Here is a 20,958-nt window from a genome sequence, read left to right as displayed (position 1 = left end):
CGCGGGACGGTGCCCTATCCGCGATCCGCCGTACCGTCCCGACGCGGCGCCTCGGGCGAGCCCGGCGGACCCGCCATCGTCCGGCCGAGCCAGTCCACGAAGGCCGCCGCCGGCCCCGCGGGTGGCAGGGCACGCACGAGAGCGAAGTACCGGAGCCCGCTCATGACAGCCGCGTCGCAGGCGGGCACGAGTCGCCCGTCGGCGCGGTAGGGCGCGACGATCAGCGATCGCCCCAGGGCGATGCCCGAGCCGCCGAGCGAGGCGCGCAGCGCCAGTTGCGCGAGGTTGAAGTAGAGATTCTGGATGCGGCCGCCCCAGGGCGCCCCGTGGACGCGTATCCAGCGATCCCACTCCTCCGAGACGCTCGTGGCCGCCTCCCACGGCGTCGCGTCGTGGAGCAGGACGACGGCCCCGCCGGGCTCCGCGGCCGCATCCCGGTAGGCCGGGGCGCAGACCGGGTAGACCGGCTCGGGATGGTCGAAGACGACCGTCGCACCGGGAGGCGGCGCCGGGCCGTAGCGGATCGCGACGTCGATACCGGACTGCGCCATGCGTCCGGGATCCAGGTCGTGGGTCTCCCCGAAGACGGCGACGTCGATATCGGGATGCGTGTCGCTGAAGGCCCTCAGGCGGGGGGCGAGCCACTCCGAGGCCAGGGAGGGGATGCAGCTGATCCGCAGCGTCTCCCGGCCCTCGCGCCGTTCCGCCCGGAGCAGGGCCTCGCCCATCCCGTCGAAGCCGCTCCGCGCCGCGGCGAACAGGTCGTGACCCGCGGCGGTCAGCCGGATCTCGCGGGCGCCCCGTTCGAGCAGCGGGTAGCCGAGGCGCCGCTCCAGCCGCTGGATCCGCTGCGTGACGGCGCTCTGCGTGACGGCGAGGCGATCGCCCGCGCGGGCGAAGCCGCCCGCCTCGACCAGGGCGCGGAAGAAGAACAGGTCGCCGGCTAGGCGCGCGTCGAGCCTCAGGGGCATGCAAGATCATAAGCTGGCCTAATAGACCGCGCCAGAGAATATAATTGGCGGCGTGGGCGTCTCTCGCGCAGGGTCGGTGCGGATGAACCGGGAAGGATCGGGAGCGCCATGGCAGCCGTCGACGGGATGCAGACTCAACCGCCGGGCGACCGGATCCCGGAGGCGGTCAGGCGCGCCAGCCCCACGGTCTGGATGAACCCGGCGCTGGACGCCACCGCGTCCGTCCTGCCCGGACTCGCGACCGGCCGTGCCGACGTGGACGCGGCCGTGGCGCGCTGGCAGCGGTTCGCGCCGCTCCTGGCACGCCTCTTCCCCGAAGAGGGCGCCGGCCGGATCGACTCGCCGCTCGTCCCGCTGGAAGAGCGCTTGTCCCGGGACGTCCTGGACGGCGCCGACGGGCGCGTGCTGGTGAAGGCCGACCACGCGCTGCCGGTGACCGGCTGCATCAAGGCGCGCGGCGGCGTCTACGAGGTCCTGGCCTATGCCGAGGACCTGGCCGCGCGGGCCGGGCTGCTCACCGAGGGGCGATCCTACGCGGCCTTCGCCGACCCGGAATTCCGCGCCCTGTTCGCCCGCCATGTGATCGCGGTCGGCAGCACCGGCAATCTCGGCTTCAGCGTCGGCCTGATGGGGCGCTCGCTCGGATTCGCGGTCGAGGTCCACATGTCCCACGACGCCAAGGCGTGGAAGAAGCAGCGCCTGCGCGAACTCGGCGCCCGCGTCGTCGAGCATCGCGGCGATTACGGAGCGGCGGTCGCGGCGGCCCGCGGCGCGTTCGCCGGCCGCGCGGACGCCCATTTCGTCGACGACGAGGATTCCGTCGACCTGTTCCTCGGCTACGCGGCCGCGGCCCTCGACCTTCAGCGCCAGCTCGCGGAGGCCGGGATCGCGGTGGGGCCGGCGCAACCCCTGTTCGTCTACCTGCCCTGCGGCGTGGGCGGCGCGCCGGGCGGCGTCGCCTTCGGCTTGAAGCTCTTGTTCGGTGACGCCGTGCACCCGGTCTTCGTCGAGCCGGTCGCGTCCCCGTGCATGCTGGTCCAGCTCGCGGCCGGTCTCGACCGCCCGGTCAGCGTCTACGATGTCGGCCTCGACAACCGCACCGCGGCGGACGGGTTGGCCTGCGCCTCCGCGTCGATGCTCGTGGCCCGGACGCTCGAGAAGCTGGTCGCGGCCGTGGTCACGGTGCCCGACGACGCGCTGTACCGCTGGCTCAGGGTGATGTGGACCGAGGCGGGGCTGCGCCTGGAGCCCTCGGCGGCGGCGGGCTTCGCGGCGGCCGGGCGCTTCGCCACCACGCTGCCCGCAGAGGTCGGCGCCGCGGCCACCCACGTGATCTGGACGACCGGCGGCGCGCACCTCCCGGCCGAGGAATTCGAGGCGGCCCTCGCCCGCGGTTGAGGCGCGCTGGACGCCGGCTCGGGATCCGAGACCGCGCGGCCGCGGCTCCTCGATCGTGCCGGATCGCCGAGCGATCCGGGGCCGATCCGGAGCGAGGGCCAGACCCGGCCGCCGGTCACTCCATCAGGTCGGTCAGGGCCCCGATCTCATCGGCGTTCTTCCAGACCGTCTCGCAGCCGATCACCGTGTCGGTGGCGTCGATCGTCAGCGTGAACGCGGGAGGCACCCGCTCGGTCCCGACGAGCCGGAGGCGAACACCCCACCGCGACATGTCGTGCACCACGCAGGGGATGGCGGGATGGCCGGCCACCGAGATGCATCCGCTCAGGTTGACGGAGACGCGTCGGGCGTTGCGCTGGTTGTCCATAAGTACTCCGCGCTAGAGCGCCGGAGCATAAGGGGCAACCGATCAAGGAGCGGTTTACGAACTGAACTCAATTGCGCCTAAAGTTCGCGTCGAAGTGGCTAATACCGACGTTTCGACCTACCGGTTGGGAAGCCACCGGGAGACGAAGGTCAGCGGCCGCGACGTGCCGGGCCGGCCGTCAGCGCCCGCACGCGCGTCCTCGTCCGGCAGGAGCGACCCGATCAGGCGGAGCAGCTTCTCCCGCTCCTCCCCGGTGAACAGCACGAGGAACGAACCGAGATCCAATTGGACTTCCGGTGCGTCATCGCCCGGGCAGTGAGAGACGTAGGGCTGCCCGGTCTGGAGGTCGCGCATCAGGGCCCACCGGTCGCCGCCGACGCCGACATGGAATTCGCGCGCTATCCGTGGGCCCTGTTCAATCATTGCTCATCCCGCACGCCGTCAACGTGCAATTTCCAACGGGATAGAGCGCGCAAACGCCTTGCGATATAACTTGGTTCAAGAATTCACAGGTATCGTCGACTGCGGCCCCCCCGGCGCGAGCCGCCGGTGCCGGGATGTCGGACCGGTGTCGGGCTGCAGGGTGGTGCGGTTACGGCGCCGGCCCTAGCGATATGCGTGGGGGCGTGAGCGCTCGAAGGCGGCCGCGCAGGCCGTGTCGAAGAGCTCGCAAGGCGGCCGGGCGTCGCCCGGTTCGACGAGCATCGGCTGTCCGCGGATGTCTCCGGTGGCGTGTGCCTGCGAGTACCGTGACCGCGGGTCGAAGTAGGGATCCGACGTGTAACTGCTCATGAAGGCGCCCCCTGCCGGCATTTCGCTCTCGGCCAGCGCCACGCCGGTCTGCAGCGCCAGTGAGAGCACCGAGACCAGGATCAGCAGACATCGTCTGGTCATAGGCCCGCGCCTCCTCGCGCGCACGAGATCGGCAGCGCGGACGCCGCGCTCCGGATGTCCTGGATGTGTTCGACGAGACCGCCGCGGGCGTCAGCGGCCGGTCTCTGCGAGCAGGCCCGCCACAACGCGTGCGCGCTTCGGAACAGCCGCCCGACGGGATCACCGCGTGGCCGCGACGCGCTGCCTTCAGCGACGTTGGCGGGTCAGCCCATCTCGACATCCGGAAGATGTCGCAAGCCGAGCGCGCACTGCAATCAAATAGGCTTTTCAGCAGTGAAAACGGAATTGATTTGAGAAATTTTCTTTAAAATTCGATGCGCGCCCGTCCGGCCGCGGCCTGGGACGGAGACAGTGCAAGCATCGGATTCGCGACGCACTTTAGAGATCCGCTGCCGCTTTAAGTTTCTTAAACGCGCTTTATTTTGTCAGGCCGAATTCATTCGAAGAGTGTCTTTGCCAGGACTATAACTTCGGCGTGCCGGGCATTCGCCCTGCCTTCTCTTCGCACGCGAGGCTTGATCGGCGCCCATTGCACGCGGACACACCGCGGGAATGGGAGCCGGGCCACGGCGGGACACCCGACTGATCACATGGAACTCGTCCGGTTCGCTCTGAAATTTCGCAAGAGCTTCTATGTTCTTGCCGTCCTCATGTTCCTCGCGGGGCTCGGCTCGATCACCGTCGCGCCGAAGGACGTGCTGCCCGCCGTCGATATCCCGGTGGTGGTGGTGGTGTGGACCTATAACGGTCTCGACGCGACCGACATGGTCCAGCGTATCACGAACTACAGCGAGTTTTCGCTGTCGAGTAACGTGAACAACATCCGCCGGATCGAGTCGACGTCGATCCAGGGCACGGTGACCGAGCGGATCTACTTCGATTCCGCGGTCAGCATCGATCTGGCGATGACCCAGGTCGACTCGGCGATGAACGCGATCCGCTCGCGCATGCCGCCGGGCGTGCAGCCCCCCGTCATCATGCGCTTCTCCGCCTCGTCGGTGCCCGTCATCCAGATGGCGCTGTCGTCCTCGAAGCTGCCGCTCACCAGGGTCTTCGACTACGCGCAGTACCGGACCCGCCGGCGGCTCGCCGAGGTGCCGGGCTCTACCCTGCCCTCCCCCTACGGCGGGGCGCCGCGTCAGGTCATGGTCGATCTCGACCCCGCCAAGCTGCGCGCGGTCGGCATGACGCCGCTCGATGTCCTGAACGCGGTCCTCAAGCAGAACCTCGTCGTGCCCTCGGGCCTCGCGAAGATCGGGACGCAGCAATACACGGTGCGGCTGAACTCGAGCCCGCAGCTGGTCGATCAGCTCAACCGCATTCCGATCAAGGTCGAGAACAATCAGCCGGTCCTGCTGCGCGACGTCGCCTATGTTCGGGACGGCTCGCCCCCGCAGATCAACATCGTCCGCGCCGACGGCCACCACTCCGTCCTGCTGCAGGTCCTCAAGAACGGCGCGGCCTCGACCCTGGACGTCGTGAACGCCGTCAAGGCCGCCCTGCCGGACATCCGCGCGGCCGCGCCGAAGGGCATGACCATCACGCCGCTGTTCGATCAGTCGGTCTTCGTCTCCGACGCCATCTCCGACGTGGTGCGCGAGGCGGTGATCGCGGCGGGACTCACCGGGCTCGCCATCCTGCTGTTCCTGGGCTCCTGGCGCTCGACCATCGTGGTGCTGGTCTCCATCCCGCTCTGCATCCTGACCTCCCTGTCGATCCTGGTCGCCATGGGCCAGACCATCAACGTGATGACCTTGGGCGGCCTCGCCCTGGCCGTCGGCATCCTCGTGGACGACGCGACGGTCGCCATCGAGAACACCTACCGGATGTTCGAGGAGGGCTTCTCCTTCCGGCGCTCGGTGGTCGAGGGTGTGGCCGGCATCGCCAAGCCGGCCCTGATTTCCACGCTGGCGATCTGCTCGGCCTTCTCGGCGGTCTTCTTCCTCACGGATGCGCCCCGCTACCTCTTCGTCCCGCAGGCCGAGGCGGTGGTCTTCGCGATGCTGACCTCCTACCTCCTGTCGCGGACTCTGGTGGCGATCCTCATCGACGTCCTGGTCGCCCCGGAATACGCCCGGCATCACGGCCCGGCCGCCGAGGTCGATGGGGCGTCGCCGCCCCGCCGTCGCTCAATCCTCGCCCGGATCCTCCGCGCGCCGACACGGCCGCTCGCCTGGCTGCTCCGATATCCGCTGCGCGGCGCCCTCGCCTTCCGCAACGCGTTCGAGCGCGGCTTCGCGCGCTTCCACGCGGGCTATGTCGGCCTCCTCTCCGCCGTGCTCGGCCACCCGGCCCGCGCGCTGTGCGGCGCGCTCGCCGTCTTCGCGGTGACCGGCGCGATCTTCCCCTTCGTGGGGCAGGACTACTTCCCGCAGATCGAATCCAGCCAGATGACCCTACACATCCGCACCCGGCCGGGCGAGCGGATCGAGCAGGCCGAGAAGACCTTCGCGCAGGTCGAGGACGTCGTCCGGCAGGTGGTTCCGAAGGACGAGCTCGGGCTCATCCTGGATAACATCGGCCTCCCGGCCTCGAACTACAATTTCGCCTTCATGGATGCGTCGTTCGTCGCCTACAATGACGGGCAGATGCTCATCAATCTGAAGGGTGAGCACAAGCCGATCTCCTTCTACGAGAAGCGGCTGCGCCAGGTCCTGCACCAGGCCTTCCCCGACGACACCTTCTACTTCCAGCCGTCCGACATCATCACGCAGATCCTGAATTTCGGGACCGTCGCGCAGATCGACGTGCAGGTCTCCGGGCGGCACGATGCCGAGGATCTCGCCGTGGCGCAGGACCTCGTCCGCCGCATCGCGGCGGTCCGCGGCGCCGTCGACGTCCACCTGCATCAGATCGTCGACGCCCCGCAGATGTACGTGAACGTCGACCGCAGGCTGGCGTCCGAGATGGGCGTCAGCGAGCAGTCCATCGCGCAGAACCTGAACGTCTCGCTCTCGGGCTCCTTCCAAGTCAGCCCGAACTTTTGGGCCGATCCCAAGTCCGGCATGCCGTACCAGCTCTGGGTCCAGACGCCGGAGTGGCGCAACGCCGACATCGCGCAGCTGATGAACACACCGGTCTCGGTGCACACGGACGCGCATGACCGGCCCGGCATCCCGATCCTGCTGTCGAACATCGCCACGATGCAGCGGCAGCCGGAGCAGACCGTGATCAACCACGTCAACCAGCAGCCGACCTTCGACATCCTCGCCAACGTCCAGAACGCCGATCTCGGCAGCGTCCGCAACGCCGTGGACCGGATCGTCGCCGAGGAGCAGGTCCGGCTCCCGGCCCCGGACAAGATCCTCGTCCGCGGCCAGATCGAGAGCATGGAGAGCGCGTTCTCGCGCATCGAGCTCGGGCTCGGGATCGCGCTGGTGGCGGTCTACCTGCTCCTCGTCCTGAACTACCAGACCTGGGTCGATCCCTTCGTGGTCATCGCCGCCCTGCCGCTCGCCTTCTGCGGCATCGTGATGAGCCTGTTCATCACCAGCACGGCGTTCTCGATCCCCGCCCTGTTCGGCGCGATCATGTCGGTCGGGGTGGCGAGCGCGAACTCGATCCTGCTCGTCACCTTCGCCAAGGAGCACCGCGAGGCCACGGGCTGCTCGGCCCGCGAGGCCGCCCTGATGGCCGGCCATACCCGCCTCCGGCCGGTGCTCATGACCGCCTCCGCGATGTTCCTGGGCCTGATCCCGATGGCGATTGGGGCCGGCGAAGGCGCCGAGCAGAACGCCGCCCTCGCCCGCGCGGTGATGGGCGGGATCGGGATGGGCACCGTCTCGACCCTGCTTTTCGTCCCCCTTTTCTACACCCTGCTCCGCCGCAACCCGATCAAGCCCCTCGAGGATTATTGATGACCCGTTTCAACGACGCCCCCGGGAGCGGCGCCGAGGCCGCCGCGCGGGCGCACCAGCACGCGGCCGAGACCGACCCGCTGCGGCAGGACGGAGCCGGCGAGGCCCTGGTCCACGCCGTGCCGCCGCCGCCGCGCAAGCGCCCGTTCCTCGTGGCGTTCCTGGCACTCGGCAGCGCCCTCGGCCTCGGCGCCTGGCACCATTGGGAAACCTACCAAGCCTCCCTGGTGACGCAGGCCGAGGCCGTGAACTTCGTTCCCACGGTCCGCACCGGACCGGCGCGGGTGGATGACGGGCCGATGACGCTGACCCTGCCGGGCCAGACCGAGGCCTTCGACCATGCCGACATCTTCGCCCGCGCCACCGGCTACATCGCCGAGCGCCGGGTCGATATCGGTTCGCGGGTCAAGAAGGGCGATCTCCTCGTCCGGATCGCCGCGCCGGACCTCGACCAGCAGGCCCGGCAGGCTGAGGCCCAGCTCGGCCAGTTCAAGGCACAACTCGCCGTGGCGCAGGCGGATGTGGAGCAGGCCAAGGCCAGCGTGACGCTCGCCAACGTGACCGACGCCCGCACCGCGACGCTGGCCGGGCAAGGCTGGGCCTCGAAGCAGAACGCCGACCAGACCCGGGCGGGGATGCTGACCGCCACCGCGACCCTCGCTGCCGCGCAGGCGAAGGTGAAGGTCGCGGAAGCCAACATTACCGCCCAGCAGGCGACCGTCGACCGGCTCCGCACGCTGACCACCTTCGAGAACGTCGTCGCGCCGTTCGACGGCATCGTGACCGCCCGCAAGGTCGATGTCGGCGACCTCGTCCACGGCGATGCCGGCTCCGGGACGCCGCTCTTCACGGTCGACAGCACCAATGTCCTGCGCGTCGCGGTGCAGGTGCCGCAATCGGCCGCCGTGGGCATCCGCGACGGGGTGAAGGCGCGGGTCCAGGTCGCGCAGATCGCGGACCGGACCTTCGACGGCACGGTCTCGCGCAGCTCGGTGGCTCTCCAATCCTCGGTGCGGACGCTCGACACGGAGGTCGACGTCGCCAATCCCGACGGAATCCTGCGGCCGGGCCTCTACGTCGCCGTGACCTTCGCGGTGCCGCGCACGCATCCGCGGGTGATCGTGCCGTCCGAGGCGCTCATCTTCGACGCGGACGGGACGCGCGTGGCCGTGGTCGGGGCGGACGACACCGTCCGGCTCCGGCCGATCACGATCGCGCGCGATCTCGGCACGCGCCTCGAGCTGCGCAGCGGCCTCGACAGCGGCGAGACCGTGGTTCTCAACCCGCCCGCCGGACTTCAGGACGGCACCCGCGTCATCCCCCGGGGCTCCGTCGCGTCCCAGGTCCCGACAGCCAAGCTCTCCGAGCAGGCGAGCGCGGAGTGAGGCGCATGGTCCAGATCCCCCGCTCTCTTGTAAGCTTCGCCGAGCCGATGACGCAGATTGGCCGCCGCGACCGGATCGCATTTGACTCCGGGACCGAAGAGGATAATTCCACCCCTCCCTCCGAGCCGCAGGAGACCAGACAGGGCCGGCGAATACAAAATAAGAAGGAAAAACGAATGGCCAGCGTATTGGTAGTCGAGGACGACCGGCGGGTCGCCGCGGAGATCGGTTCGGCCCTCGCGGAATACGGATTTCAGGTCGACGAAGCGCCGAGTGGCAGCATCGGATTACGCAAGGCCCTGGACGGTAACTTTGACGTGATCGTGCTCGACCGGATGCTCCCGGAGATCGACGGCCTGTCGCTGCTGACCGAGCTGCGCGCCGCGAAGGTCTCGACGCCGGTCCTGATCCTCAGCGCCCTGTCGGCCGTCAACGAGCGCGTCGACGGGCTGCGCGCCGGCGGCGACGACTACCTGGCCAAGCCGTTCGAGTTCATCGAGCTCACCGCCCGCGTCGACGCGCTGGCGCGGCGCAAGATGGCGGCCGAGGCGGTGAACGAGCTCGTGGTCGGCGACCTGCGCCTCGACCTGATCGAGCGCGTCCTCCACTGCGGGGGCCGCGAGATCGAGCTCCTGCCCAAGGAGTTCGCGATCATCGAGTTCCTGATGCAGAACGCCGGCACGCTGGTGAGCCGGAAGATGATCTTCGAATCCGTCTGGGGCTACAGCTTCAATCACCAATCCAGCGTCATCGACGTCCACATCGGCAAGATCCGCAAGAAGCTCGATCCCGACGGGCTGAACCCGCGGATCCACACGGTGCGCAACACGGGCTTCATCCTCCGTGCGCCTTCTTGAGGTCCGGCGCACCAGCGGCTTCCGGGTCGCGTGCCTGTTCTTCGCGACCTTCGGGACCGCCTCGCTCGCGCTCTCGGGCTTTCTCTACGTCGACACGCGCAGCTACGGCCGCAAGGCCGCGTTCGAGTGGGTCGAGTGGGAATCGAAGCACCTCCTGAGCCTGTCGCCGCGCGCGCTGCGCGAGCGGATCGACGCCTCCGAAGATTTCGCCGAGGGCGGCCGCCCGCTCGTCCTGTTCGGGCCCGACCGCGTCCGCCGGGCAGGCGCGCCGATCGCCTTCCCCGACAAGGCGCCGATCGGGAAGCCGTTCATCCTGGCGCAGCCGCTGGATCACCGCAGCCGCACGCTCTTCAGCCAGCTCACCGAGCTTCCGAGCGGCGAGTACGTCCTGGTCAGCCGGTCGGCCCAGGATCTTCAGTCCCTCGAGAAGGCGCTGGTCGAGACCTTCGTCTGGGGCATGGCCGCCACCATCGTGATCGGCCTGATCGGTGCCGTGGTGTTCGGCGCCGGCTCGCTGCGGCAGAACGATGCGATCACCAAGGCGGTCGAGCGGATCATGCGCGGCGACCTGAGCGAGCGCCTGCCGACGCGCGGCGTCTCGGCCGACCTCGCTCACCTCACGCGCGTCGTCAACGACATGCTCGACCAGCTCGAGCGGCTGATGCTGGAGATCAAGGGCGTCAACGAGAACATCGCCCACGACCTGCGCACCCCGCTGACCCGGGTGGTCGGCACGCTGGAGCGGTCGCTGCGCAAGGCCGACAGCGTCGTGGCCTTCCGCGCCTGCAACGAGGACGTCCTGGCCGAGGTCAAGAGCATCGTCGTCCGGTTCTCGGCCCTGCTGCGCATCTCCGAGATGGAGGACCGCCTGCGCCGATCGGGCTTCACCCAGGTCGATCTCGGCCGGCTGCTCGAGGATGCGGTGGAGTACTACGAGCCCCTGGCGATCGAGCGCGACATCCGACTTCTCTGGGAGCGGCCGGACGGCCCGTGCGCGATCGAGGGCGACCGCAGCCTGATCTTCGAGGCGGTGAGCAACCTGATCGACAACGCCCTGAAGTTCACGCCGGCCGGCGGGCGGGTGACGGTCGCGCTGCTCCGGAATCCGACGGGTATCCAGGTCACCGATACGGGCTGCGGCATCCCGGCGGAGGAACTGAGCGCCGTGCGCGCCCGGTACCGCCGCGGCGCGCTGAAGACCGACAAGAGCGGGTTCGGGATCGGCCTGAGCCTGGTCGATTCCATCGCGCGGCTGCACAGCGCCACCTTCGCCATCGCCTCCGACGGGAGCGGCTGCCGCGTGACCCTCAGCTGGACGCACAGCGTCTCGGGTCACCCGTCGATCGACCTCCTGCCGGCCGCACCCCTCTGACGCCGTCGTCACGCCGTCGCGCCCGGCCGGTCCCGCATCGCGGGACGTGCCGGGCGCTGGGCCGTGCCGGGTGAGCGCTCAGTAGGCGGGCTGGCCGCGGCGGCGCTCGCGGCTGTTGAGATGGCTCCACTGGCGATTGGCCGGAACGGTCTCGACCGCGCTGGGCCGCTGGATCGCGGCGCTGTAGCCGGTCGCCCCCTCCCACATGCCGCCCGCCTTGTCGTTGCCCTCGGAGGCGGACCACGCGTCGAGGCCGCTGCCGTTGGTCCGAACGATGAGGCTAGGGTCGATGGTCGCGCCACCGTCCTGAGCGAGAGCAGGTCCCGCGATCAGCATCGCGCCCATCGAGCAGGCCAGGACAATGTTCTTCATGATAATCTCCCGTTACACAAGCTGTCGCTCACCGGCGACGTGGTAGTAAGATGCTGCAATACCCATTTAAACTCTATATTTTATTGCGGAATAATTCTTTCGCTCTTTGGACGGGCTTCAATGTTGAAACGATTTTTGAATTTCTCGTGGAGGATGGCCTCAGGTCGGCTACATCCCGGTCACCGGGATCGGTGCTTGTGTCGCCCAGGCCTGACGGACAATCCTGCCCGGCTTGCGCCGGCAGCGAGCACGAAAAAGCCGACCGGTTGCCCGGTCGGCGAAGTCGTATGGGTCTGAAGCTCTGGGTCAGACCGGCCCTGCCCTGGTACCCGGGCCAGCCACTCTGAAACCATAGCATCCGCTCGCTCGGCGGCGAAGCAAGCCGCTGAAGAGCTGACTCTGTTGTAGATGATTCCGCGCCGATCGCAAGCAAAAGATCTTTTATTTGTTGAATATGGCGCAATTTACGAGAACATTTACTTCGTCTTCCAAATAGAGAAGCCCGGCCGTGCGGCCGGGCTCGAGACTGGGACTCGCGTCCGCGAAGGCTCGCCGGATCGGCTCAGAAATCCCGCTGCACGCGGAACCGGAATTGGGCCGCATCCTGCGAATTGACGTAGCGGAGCGCGTTCTTGGAGATGTCCGGCGTGACGCCGCTGTTGAGCGCCGTGCGGATGTACTCGCCCTCGACGCCGATATCGAGATCCTTCACGGGGGTCCAGATCAGGCTGGCGCCGGTGATCATCTGGTTGTTGCCCCGGAGGATGGGACTCGTGGCGAAGGCCAGGGCATTCGACGCGCTGGCGCCGGCCGGGGCGAAGCCGAAGCCGAGGAGACCCAGCGCGTTGCGCCCCTTGGAGTTGTAGTCGATCTGCGCGTAGCTGCCGAAGAAGGCCGAGCGCCAGGCCGGCGACCAGTAATGGAGCAGGGAGGCGACAGCGGAGAACGAGGTCGACAGTTCGAGGCGGCCGGTCGCGGGGTTGAGCACCGCGTCCGCGTAGTATTGCGCGAACGAGCCGCCGCCGACCGGCGCCGCGCCGAGGGCGTCGTACGGCGCCGTGTAGTTGGAGATGCCCGTATAGGCGATGGCACCCTGCCCGTAGGCGCCCTGGAGGTAGAGCGTGTCGCCCGTCGCGTTGAACGGCAGGTTGACCTTCAGGCCGCCCTGGACTGCCCAGCCGTAGGCGTTCGAGGCGCGTCCCGTCGGCGAGATGCCCAGGCCGGTCGTGGCGGTGGTGATGCCCGCGACAGTGCTGCCGGCGTCGCCGGCATTGATCTCGTGGACGGCGGCCGAGAGCTGCGCCGAGCCCCAGGCCTGGTCGATGCGGGCCGCGCCGACGAAGTCCGGCATGCGGCTCTTCTGGGTGACGTCGACGAAGGCGACGTTGCCGGGACCGACGACGATCGGCGCCAGCCAGGTCGAGGGCGTGAACGGATTGAAGGCGTTGCTGTAGCCCGCGAATCCGCCGCCGACTGTAAAGGCCCCGACGGCCGAGCCGGTGCCGAAGATCGGGAAGCGCCGATAGGTCGGATCTTCCATCGAGGCGGTCAGCGTGATGCCGTTCCCGAGGATCGCCGAGTAGGCGAGCAGGTTCGTGCTGAACGTATCGGAGCCGGCCGTGCCGCCGATCAGCTCGAAGTCGTGCGCGTAGAAATCGAAGAAGGAGGACGCGCGGCCCGCAGTGAGCCCGGCGAACTGAATGAAGGCCTTATCGGCGTTGACGTAGGTCTGCGTGCGCCCGAAGGCGTCGGCGCCGAGGCCCGCGATGGCCAAGCTCTCGCGCTGCCGGGATCCCGAGGTCAGGAACGGGCCGCTGCGGTTGGCGACATCGATGCGCAGGAAGGCGCGCAGGGTTCCGTAATCGGTCTGGGTCCGCGAATCGAGGTTCAGACGCATCAGGCCGAGATAGCCGGTGAGGTCGCCGCCGCCGCCCGTGCGAACCTTGCTGGTCTGATACAGGAAGTCATACCGCGCCCGTCCGGACAGACGAATGCAGGTATCGGTCCCGGGGATGTAGAAGAAGCCGGCGCCGTAGGCGTTGCAAACGCGTACGAACTCGACCGGCGCAGCCTTAAACGTCGGGAGATCGGCAGCGTACGCACCGCCGATCGGGATCATCAGGGCCGAGGAGCCCAGTAACAGCGCCTTGATTCTGGTCATCATATCCCCGCATCCGACGCCGTGGTCGTGCCACTGCCAGCGTCAACCCAATGATCCGCGTTCACGCACGTGTACGGGTTCCGACACGGTGCGACTTCGCAGTAGTTTTTGAGAATTGGCCGCTCTATCGCTCGGCAGCTTGACCGTATCTGTCAAGATTTGATTTTACAAATAAATTGCGATTGCGTTTTTCAACCGGAATTGGGTTCCTGAAATTTGTTTTTGTATCTGAATTGATCACGGAATTGGGAGTGCGCGGGCGAGGCGAGCTGCGGATCGCGGCCGCGTCGGCTCAGCGAGGCTGGTTGATGGCGCGGTCCATCGCGTGGACTCCGCCGACCGAGACCTCGAGTTCTGCGCCGTGGATGTCGCTAGCAGGGATGAAGAGGCATCTGCCGCCCTATCAGGCCTGCTCCCCGAGATCCGGCGACAGATCCCGTGCCGGCGCTATGAGACCCTGTCTCCAAGCATTCCTGACTGAGCGCTCTGTCGTGACAGGTGGCTGAGGTGCCGCTCTGAGGCCGTACCCTGTCGGCCGCGTCCACCTCCCATCGACGCGCGACCTGAAACGGTTTGCGCCGCGGCGGAGCGGAGCGGCCTTCCCGACTGACCGACCGAGCCGAGACCCCCGTTAAGCATATCGATCAAGAGTTATAGATTGCAATGCTCGGCTATATCGCGCGGCCGGCATCATGATTTACAAAGTTCTAACGTAGCGTGTCCAATTTGCGGCGACGGTGCGGAGGATCGAATGTCGGAACCGCTGACCCTCGCGCCGCCTTCGCCCGGCGGAGCCGAGACCGCCCCCGGGTGGCGTAGTACAGCCGCCGCGCAGGTCGACCGGCATCCGCGCTCCGATGTCGGGACCATCGTGATCCACTGGGTGGTCGCCATCGCCATGGTGGCGAGCCTGCTCACGGGCCTGCGCATCTCGGCCGACGCACCCGTGGCGCGGACCGCGAAGTTCCTGGCGCCCCTGCTTCCGCAAGGTGAAGTCTGGACCGTCCACTTCGTGGCCGGCCTGACCCTGTTCTTCGGAATCACCGCCTATCTGGTCTACCTCGTGCGCGGGCGTCTCACGGATCGCAACGGCCTGTCGCGGCTCCGCGCCCTCCGTGTCAGCGGGCGAAGCAAGGCCGCCCGGAAGGCACGGTGGGGCGGCATCAACGTCGCGCTGCACTGGCTGATCTACGCCGTCACGCTCGTCCTGACGGGTACCGGGGTCGCGCTCTACCTCGGCTATGGCGGCTGGGTGGTCTGGCTGCACGCCACCTGCGCGCTGGTCGCCCTGGCCTACATCGCGGTCCATACCCTCGCGCACTTCATGTACGGCGGCCTGTGGCAGCTCCTTCGGTTGTTCCGTCCGGCGGCCCTGGCGGACGGTGCGGCGCGGCGGCGGCGACCGCTCCTGGCCGCCGCCATCATCGGCCTCCCCGTCGTCGGCGGCCTCGCCTTCGCGGATGTGAGAGGCCGCTCCACGCTGGTGATCGACAAGGTGTCGGCCGGGCCCGACCTGTCGAAGCTCCTCGACGACCCGGTCTGGCGCACCGCGCGCCCGGTCTCGGTCCGGACGATGCAGGGGGCCAATTTCGGCGGGACCGGTGAGACCACCGTCGAGATCCGCGCCGTGCGCGACGCGACGAACGTGTATTTCGCCTTCCGCTGGTGGGACCCGTCGCGCTCGCTCAAGCGCGTCCCGATGATCAAGAAGGCGGACGGCTGGCACCTCCTCGACGCGGACGCGGCGCGCGCGGACGTGACCGCCTACTACGAGGACAAGCTGGCGGTGATCTTCTCGCGATCCGACGCGTTCGGCAGCGGCGGGTCGACCCATCTCGGCGCCCGGCCCCTGCCCGACGCCCCCGCCCCGCTCAACGGCCGCGGCTACCACTACACCACCGACGGCAGCTACATCGACATGTGGCAGTGGAAGGCGGCCCGCGGCGGCATGCTCGGCGTCGTCGAGGACATGCATATCGGCCCGCCCACAGACCCCACCGCCGCCGAGCGGGACGTGAAGGGCCGCTACCAGGCCGGTTACTGGGGCGATCCCGGCACCAGCGCGTACCGCTACAATTTCAAGTTCGAGGGTCCGGGCGGCTACGCGGGCGCGGTCGAGCCGCTGCGGCTTCCCAAGGACTGGCAGGCGACGGTGGCCAGGCTCGGCACTGTGGATCTCGACTTCGATGCCAGCACGTCGCCGGGCTCGGCGTGGTGGATGGTCGAGAAGACCGAGACGGTGCCGTACTCGGCGGCCGCCGACGCGGAGATCCCGGTCGGCACCGTGATGCCCGGCGTGCTCATGACCGACGGCTATACGGGGGACCGCGCCGGGATCTCGGCGGCCGCCGACTGGGCCGACGACCACTGGACCCTGGTCGCCGCGCGCAAGATCGCGACCGGCAGCAAGTACGACGTCGATTTCCTGCCCGGAAACACGTTCTACCTGTACGTCTCGGCCTTCGATCACACGCAGACGCGCCACACGCGGCACATGCGGCCGGTCGAAGTCCTTCTGCGCTGAGCCGGGAGCGCGCCATGGCCGAACGCGTCACCCTCGTCATCAACGGAAGGCGGGTCAGCGCCAGCGCCGGACAGACCCTGCTCGACGCGGGTCTGGCGGCCGGCCAGGCGATCCCGCACGACTGCGCCACCGGTCAGTGCGACACCTGCCGCGTCCGGATCCATGCGGGCGCGGTCGACGATGCGGGGACGCGCATCGGCGAGACCGTGCAGGCTTGCCGGGCCCGCCTGACCACCGATGCGGTCATCGAGTTCGACGAGGTTCCGGAATCCGTCCGGCGGGCCGGCACCGTGGACCGCGTCGTCGATCTCACCGCCGAGATCGTCGAGGTGACGGTCGCGCTGCGCAAGCGGCTGACTTACCTGCCGGGCCAGTATGTCCGGGTCTCCTTCGCCGGGTTGCCCGCGCGGGACTACAGCCCGACCCTGCGCGCGGACGGATCTGGCGAACTGAACGAACTGATCTTCCAGATCCGCCGCCAGCCCGACGGCGCGGTCTCGCCGCTGCTTGGCGGCAGGATCGGCCCGGGAACCGCGGTGAAGGTCGAGGGCCCGTTCGGGACCGCCTTCCACCGGCTCGGGCGCGGCCGTCTCGTGATCGTCTCATCGGGCGTCGGCTGGGCGCCCGCCTGGGCGGTCGCCCGCGCGAGCCGGATGCGCGAGCCGGAGCGCGACATGCTCGTCGTGGCCGGCGCGCGGCACCCGCAGAACCTCTACATGCGCCCGGCGCTGGACTGGCTGCGCGCGCGGGGGGCGACGACGGTCCTGACCTGCAGCGGCGGCAACCCGCCTCCGGATGCCCGGCCCGGGCGGCCGACGCTCCACATGCCGATGCTCACGCGCGACGACACCGTCCTCGCGGCCGGCGCCCCCGAGATGGTCGCGGCTGTCCAGTTCCTCGCCGCGACGACCGGGGCGACCTGCTACGCCGATCCCTTCTACGCGGCCGCGCGCGGCGCCGACGGGAGGCCGCCGCCCGATGCGAATTTCCTGCAGCGCTTCCTCCAGCGCGTCGCTGGTCATCGGACCGCTAAAACGGAGCCTGTCGCCTAGCAGATCGTCAACCACACCTTCGGTGTACGGTATCCGGTGACCTCGGGTTAAGCACTCGAGGCGCATTCTCGTGTTATGGCACTGTTATTCACGTCTCTCCGGCGCATCATCGCGGGTGGAATCATCCTCCTTGCCGTGCCGGCCGCCGCGAGCGGGGACGACCTCGCGGTCGTCGGCACGGGCGACGGGATCGAGATGCTCCAGGCCGTGGCGGCCGCCTACAACGCCGAGAGCGGCGACGCGCGCGTGTCGGTGCCGCCGAGCATCGGTTCCGGCGGCGCCGTCGCGGCCGTGGGCGGCGAGCGCCAGAGGCTCGGGCGGGTCGCGCGCCCGCTCACCGAGGCCGAGAAGGCTCAGGGACTCGTGGAGGTGCCGCTCGCCCGCATCCCCTCGGCGATCTTCGTCCATCAGGGCGTCGGCGTCACGAACCTGACCAGCGCGCAGACCGCCGCGATCTTCGCCGGCACGGTCGACAATTGGAGCGCCCTCGGCGGCCCCGATCTCAAGATCCGCGTCGTCCGGCGCGAGGAGACGGACAGCACGCTCACGGTCCTGCGGGCCACCATGCCGGGCTGGCGCGACCTCGCCCTGACCAGCCGCTCGAAGACCGCGACCACGACCCAGGACGCGATCGCCACGGTGCGGGAGACGCCCGGCGCGATCGGCTTCGGTCCGTACTCGCCGGCGCTCGCGGGCGATCTCGCGGTCCTGACGATCGACGGCCGGGCCCCGCGCGATCCGGCCTATCCGAGCGCCGTGACCCTCGCGCTGATCTACAAGGCCGCCACGCGCGACGCCGCGGCGTCGGCGTTCCTCGCTTTCGCGACCTCCGACCGCGCGGGACAGGTCATGGCGGAGCGGGGCGGCGCCCCGCTCAGGCCGTGACGGGCACCGTCTTCTCGCGTTCCCTGCGCGCGCGCCTCGTCGGCGCCACGCTCTCGACGGCCGCGATCGCGCTGGCGGCGTTGGTTTTCCTGGTGGTTCTGCGCTCCGGCCAGACGCTCCGCGAGCAGGCGCAGGAGGTCTCGACCTGGTCCGAGGCCCAGCTCTCCGACCGCCTGCTCAGCGACGCCAAGCTTGCCGCGGCGCGGCTGCAGATGCGGCGCGAGGACGTCGAACGGCGCTTCGCCACCATGTCCAAGCGCTGGGACGTCGCGAAGGCGGTCTTCTCCGGAAACACGGTGGCGGCCTCGGAGCTTCTGCGGCCGGCTCTCGCCCTCGCCGATCTCGACGGCGCCATCGCCTTCGACCTCAATCTCCGCGCCCTGACCGCCGACCGCGTCGAGGCGGACCTCCTCTCCGCCAACGCGGCGTTCCGGACGTCGCCCGTCGCGGCGTCCCTGCGGGCCGTGCTCGCCCGCAACGATCGGGAGCACGCGGAAGGGTTCGTGCTGTCGCTGCGCTGGGACGACGCGCTCGCGCGGGCGCTCGCCGCCACCGAGAGCGGCACGGTCGCCGACGTCTTCGGCGAGCCGCTGTTCGACGATTTCGGCGAGGTGATCGGCGGCCTCGTCGGGTACCGGGTCCTGCGCGCGCACGAGCCGACCCTGACGGCCTTCGCGTCCCTCAGCAACCGCGACGTCCTGATCCTCGCCGACCAGACCCTCCTCTCCTCGGCGGGCTCGGAGGTCTCCAACGCCCAGCTCGGACCCGCGTCGGGCGCTGAGCTGCACGCCGTGCTCGGCGCCGAGAAGGTCGCGCGCTGCATCCCGCAGCCGCCCGACATCCGCCTCTGCGTCGCGGCGCCGCTGCGGGAGCTGCAGCAACTCACCGGCAAGGTCGTGGGCATCGGCGAGGAGAGCTCGCGCGCGCTGCTGCGGACGCTCAGCGTCGTCGCCGGCCTCACCCTGTGCCTCGTCGCCGTCGTCATGCTCTTCCTGTCGAGCCGGATCACCCGTCCCCTGGTGCGCATCACCCAGACGGTCTCCGAGGTCGCGCGCGGCAACTGGCACGTCAGCGTGCCCGATATCGACCGCGCCGACGAGGTCGGTGATATCGCGCGGGCCGTCGTCGTGCTCGAGCATTCCCTCTCGGAGCGCGATCAGCTGCGCGACGACGTGTTCCGGCAGAACACGGTCCTGACGGAGCGCGAGCGGCAGTTGCAGGAGCAGAACGAGCGCTTCGACGCCGCCCTGAACAACATGTCCCAGGGCCTGTGCATGTTCGGCGTCCACGGCCGGCTCAAGGTCTACAATTCCCAGTTCTGCCGGATCTACGGAGTCGCGCCGGGCGCGCTGGATCTCGAACCGACACAGGACGAGGTTCGCCGGCTCGCCGGTCTCGCGGACTGGTCGGCCGCGGAGACCGGGCCGATCCGCCGGACCTTCACCCGGACGCTCGCCGACGGCCGCTGCGTCGAGATCGCGGTCGAGCCGATGGCCGACGGCGGCTGGGTGGAGACCCACGAGGACGTAACCGCGAGCGTCACCGCGCAGGCGCGGATCGCGCATCTCGCGACCCACGACGCGCTGACCGGCCTCTCGAACCGGGCGCTCCTCGCCGACCGTCTGGCCGCCGCCTTCGCGGACCATGCGGTCGGCGGCCGGGCGGTGACCGTCATCTGTCTCGACCTCGACGACTTCAAGGGCATCAACGACACGCTCGGACATCCGGCCGGCGACGAGCTCCTCCGGCAGGTCGGCCGCCGCCTCACCGGACTGTGCCCGGCCGGCGGCACGGTGGCGCGCCTCGGCGGCGACGAGTTCGCGATGGTACTCTTCGAGGCAGACCTGCCGGACGGCGTCCTCGCCCTGGCGGAGCAGATCCTGATCCAGCTCAGGCGGCCGTTCTTCCTGGCCGGCCAGTTCGTGTCCGTCGACGGGAGTCTCGGTATCGCCGTCTCCGGCACGGAGGATGCCGACGGCGACGATCTCCTGCGCCGCGCCGACGTCGCCCTCTACGCCGCGAAGGCCGACGGCGGTCGGCGCGTCCGCGTCTTCGAGCAGGAGATGGAGGAGCGCCAGAACCAGCGGCGCTGGCTGGAACGCGAGTTGCGGCTGGCGATCGGCACCGCGCAGATCGAGCTGCACTATCAGCCGCTGTTCGACCTGACGACGAACGCGGTGACGAGCTTCGAGGCCCTCGCGCGGTGGCACCACCCGGAACGCGGGATGATCTCGCCCGGCGAATTCATCCCGGTCGCCGAGGCGACGGGGCTGATCGACGCCCTCGGCGCCTACGTGCTCGAACGGGCCTGCGCCGATGCCATGACGTGGCCTGGCTCCCTGCGGGTCGCCGTCAACATCTCGCCGATCCAGTTCCGCGAAGGCAATCTCGACCGGTTCGTCGAGGAGGTCCTGCTGAAGACCGCGCTGCCGAGCCACCGTCTCGAGCTGGAGATCACCGAGTCGGTCATTCTGAGCCAGGATCAGGCGAGCTTCGAGATGCTGAGCCGCCTGCGCTCCTTAGGCGTGCGGTTCTCGATGGACGATTTCGGGACCGGCTACTCGTCCCTCTCCTCCCTGAACACCTTCCGATTCGACAAGATCAAGCTGGACCAGTCCTTCGTCCGGAACCTCCTGGAGAAGGACGAGGCGGCGGCGATCGTCCACGTCGTCGCCGAACTCGGCCGCAGCCTGAAGATCACGACGACGGCCGAGGGTGTCGAGACCCCGGAGCAGCTGGCCCGGCTGCGGGCGAGCGGGTTCTCGGAGGTCCAGGGCTACCTGCTGAGCAGGCCGATCCCGGCCGCTGACGTGGCGGCCTTCATCAACGCGCAGGAGCATATCCACGTCGCGGCCTGAGCGGG

The 20,958-nt window shown here is 69.1% G+C and carries 15 protein-coding genes; 9 read left to right on the top strand and 6 right to left on the bottom strand.

Annotation, left to right across the window (positions count from 1 at the left end; genetic code table 11):
• Positions 1–14: 14 nt before the first annotated feature.
• Positions 15–971 (bottom strand): LysR substrate-binding domain-containing protein, encoded by a 957-nt coding sequence (locus ACLBYE_RS04495; protein WP_447693210.1) that lies wholly within the window; start codon positions 969–971, stop codon positions 15–17.
• 108 nt (positions 972–1,079) lie between these two features.
• Between ACLBYE_RS04495 and ACLBYE_RS04490 the strand changes: the two genes are divergently transcribed.
• On the top strand, positions 1,080–2,369 hold the full coding sequence (locus tag ACLBYE_RS04490; RefSeq protein WP_447693209.1) for a D-serine ammonia-lyase: 1,290 nt from the start codon (positions 1,080–1,082) through the stop codon (positions 2,367–2,369).
• Between the two features lie 115 nt (positions 2,370–2,484).
• On the opposite strand, the gene ACLBYE_RS04485 is transcribed toward ACLBYE_RS04490, so the two are convergent.
• The 3 genes from ACLBYE_RS04485 to ACLBYE_RS04475 form a co-directional block, all read right to left on the bottom strand.
• Positions 2,485–2,736 (bottom strand): PilZ domain-containing protein, encoded by a 252-nt coding sequence (locus ACLBYE_RS04485; protein WP_020091601.1) that lies wholly within the window; start codon positions 2,734–2,736, stop codon positions 2,485–2,487.
• Between the two features lie 117 nt (positions 2,737–2,853).
• Complete coding sequence (locus tag ACLBYE_RS04480; RefSeq protein ID WP_447693208.1) at positions 2,854–3,159, bottom strand: hypothetical protein; 306 nt, start codon at positions 3,157–3,159, stop codon at positions 2,854–2,856.
• Positions 3,160–3,342: 183 nt separating this feature from the next.
• Complete coding sequence (locus tag ACLBYE_RS04475; RefSeq protein ID WP_447693207.1) at positions 3,343–3,630, bottom strand: hypothetical protein; 288 nt, start codon at positions 3,628–3,630, stop codon at positions 3,343–3,345.
• A gap of 590 nt (positions 3,631–4,220) precedes the next feature.
• Here ACLBYE_RS04475 and ACLBYE_RS04470 point away from each other — a divergent pair.
• The 4 genes from ACLBYE_RS04470 (at position 4,221) to ACLBYE_RS04455 (ending at position 11,101) form a co-directional block, all read left to right on the top strand.
• Positions 4,221–7,487: an efflux RND transporter permease subunit gene (locus ACLBYE_RS04470; RefSeq protein ID WP_447693206.1), complete on the top strand. Its 3,267-nt coding sequence runs from the start codon at positions 4,221–4,223 to the stop codon at positions 7,485–7,487.
• On the top strand, positions 7,487–8,872 hold the full coding sequence (locus tag ACLBYE_RS04465; RefSeq protein ID WP_447693205.1) for an efflux RND transporter periplasmic adaptor subunit: 1,386 nt from the start codon (positions 7,487–7,489) through the stop codon (positions 8,870–8,872). Before ACLBYE_RS04470 ends, ACLBYE_RS04465 begins: the two co-directional genes overlap by 1 nt.
• 176 nt (positions 8,873–9,048) lie before the next feature.
• A complete protein-coding gene (locus tag ACLBYE_RS04460) occupies positions 9,049–9,729 on the top strand; it encodes a response regulator transcription factor (RefSeq protein WP_447693247.1) in 681 nt (226 codons plus the stop codon).
• Complete coding sequence (locus ACLBYE_RS04455) at positions 9,716–11,101, top strand: sensor histidine kinase (RefSeq protein ID WP_447693204.1); 1,386 nt, start codon at positions 9,716–9,718, stop codon at positions 11,099–11,101. Before ACLBYE_RS04460 ends, ACLBYE_RS04455 begins: the two co-directional genes overlap by 14 nt.
• Positions 11,102–11,179: 78 nt before the next feature.
• Here the strand turns inward: ACLBYE_RS04455 and ACLBYE_RS04450 are convergent, their stop codons facing one another.
• Complete coding sequence (locus ACLBYE_RS04450) at positions 11,180–11,473, bottom strand: hypothetical protein (RefSeq protein ID WP_020091594.1); 294 nt, start codon at positions 11,471–11,473, stop codon at positions 11,180–11,182.
• Positions 11,474–12,035: 562 nt separating this feature from the next.
• Positions 12,036–13,634, bottom strand: coding sequence for a porin (locus ACLBYE_RS04445; protein WP_447693246.1), 1,599 nt, complete (start codon positions 13,632–13,634; stop codon positions 12,036–12,038).
• A gap of 751 nt (positions 13,635–14,385) precedes the next feature.
• Between ACLBYE_RS04445 and ACLBYE_RS04440 the strand changes: the two genes are divergently transcribed.
• The 4 genes from ACLBYE_RS04440 to ACLBYE_RS04425 all read left to right on the top strand — a co-directional run bounded on the left by ACLBYE_RS04440 (position 14,386) and on the right by ACLBYE_RS04425 (position 20,953).
• The gene (locus ACLBYE_RS04440) at positions 14,386–16,158 is read left to right on the top strand and encodes an ethylbenzene dehydrogenase-related protein (protein ID WP_447693203.1); all 1,773 of its coding nucleotides are present in this window, start codon (positions 14,386–14,388) and stop codon (positions 16,156–16,158) included.
• Positions 16,159–16,172: 14 nt separating this feature from the next.
• A complete protein-coding gene (locus tag ACLBYE_RS04435) occupies positions 16,173–17,210 on the top strand; it encodes a 2Fe-2S iron-sulfur cluster-binding protein (RefSeq protein WP_447693202.1) in 1,038 nt (345 codons plus the stop codon).
• A 75-nt stretch (positions 17,211–17,285) separates the two neighbouring features.
• Complete coding sequence (locus ACLBYE_RS04430) at positions 17,286–18,095, top strand: PstS family phosphate ABC transporter substrate-binding protein (RefSeq protein WP_447693201.1); 810 nt, start codon at positions 17,286–17,288, stop codon at positions 18,093–18,095.
• Positions 18,092–20,953 (top strand): putative bifunctional diguanylate cyclase/phosphodiesterase, encoded by a 2,862-nt coding sequence (locus ACLBYE_RS04425; protein ID WP_447693200.1) that lies wholly within the window; start codon positions 18,092–18,094, stop codon positions 20,951–20,953. Before ACLBYE_RS04430 ends, ACLBYE_RS04425 begins: the two co-directional genes overlap by 4 nt.
• Positions 20,954–20,958 lie beyond the last annotated feature (5 nt).

This window comes from Methylobacterium sp. A52T, assembly GCF_053346095.1.
Note: the sequence above shows the minus strand (reverse complement) of the source record. Positions and strands in the feature narration are given on the sequence as shown.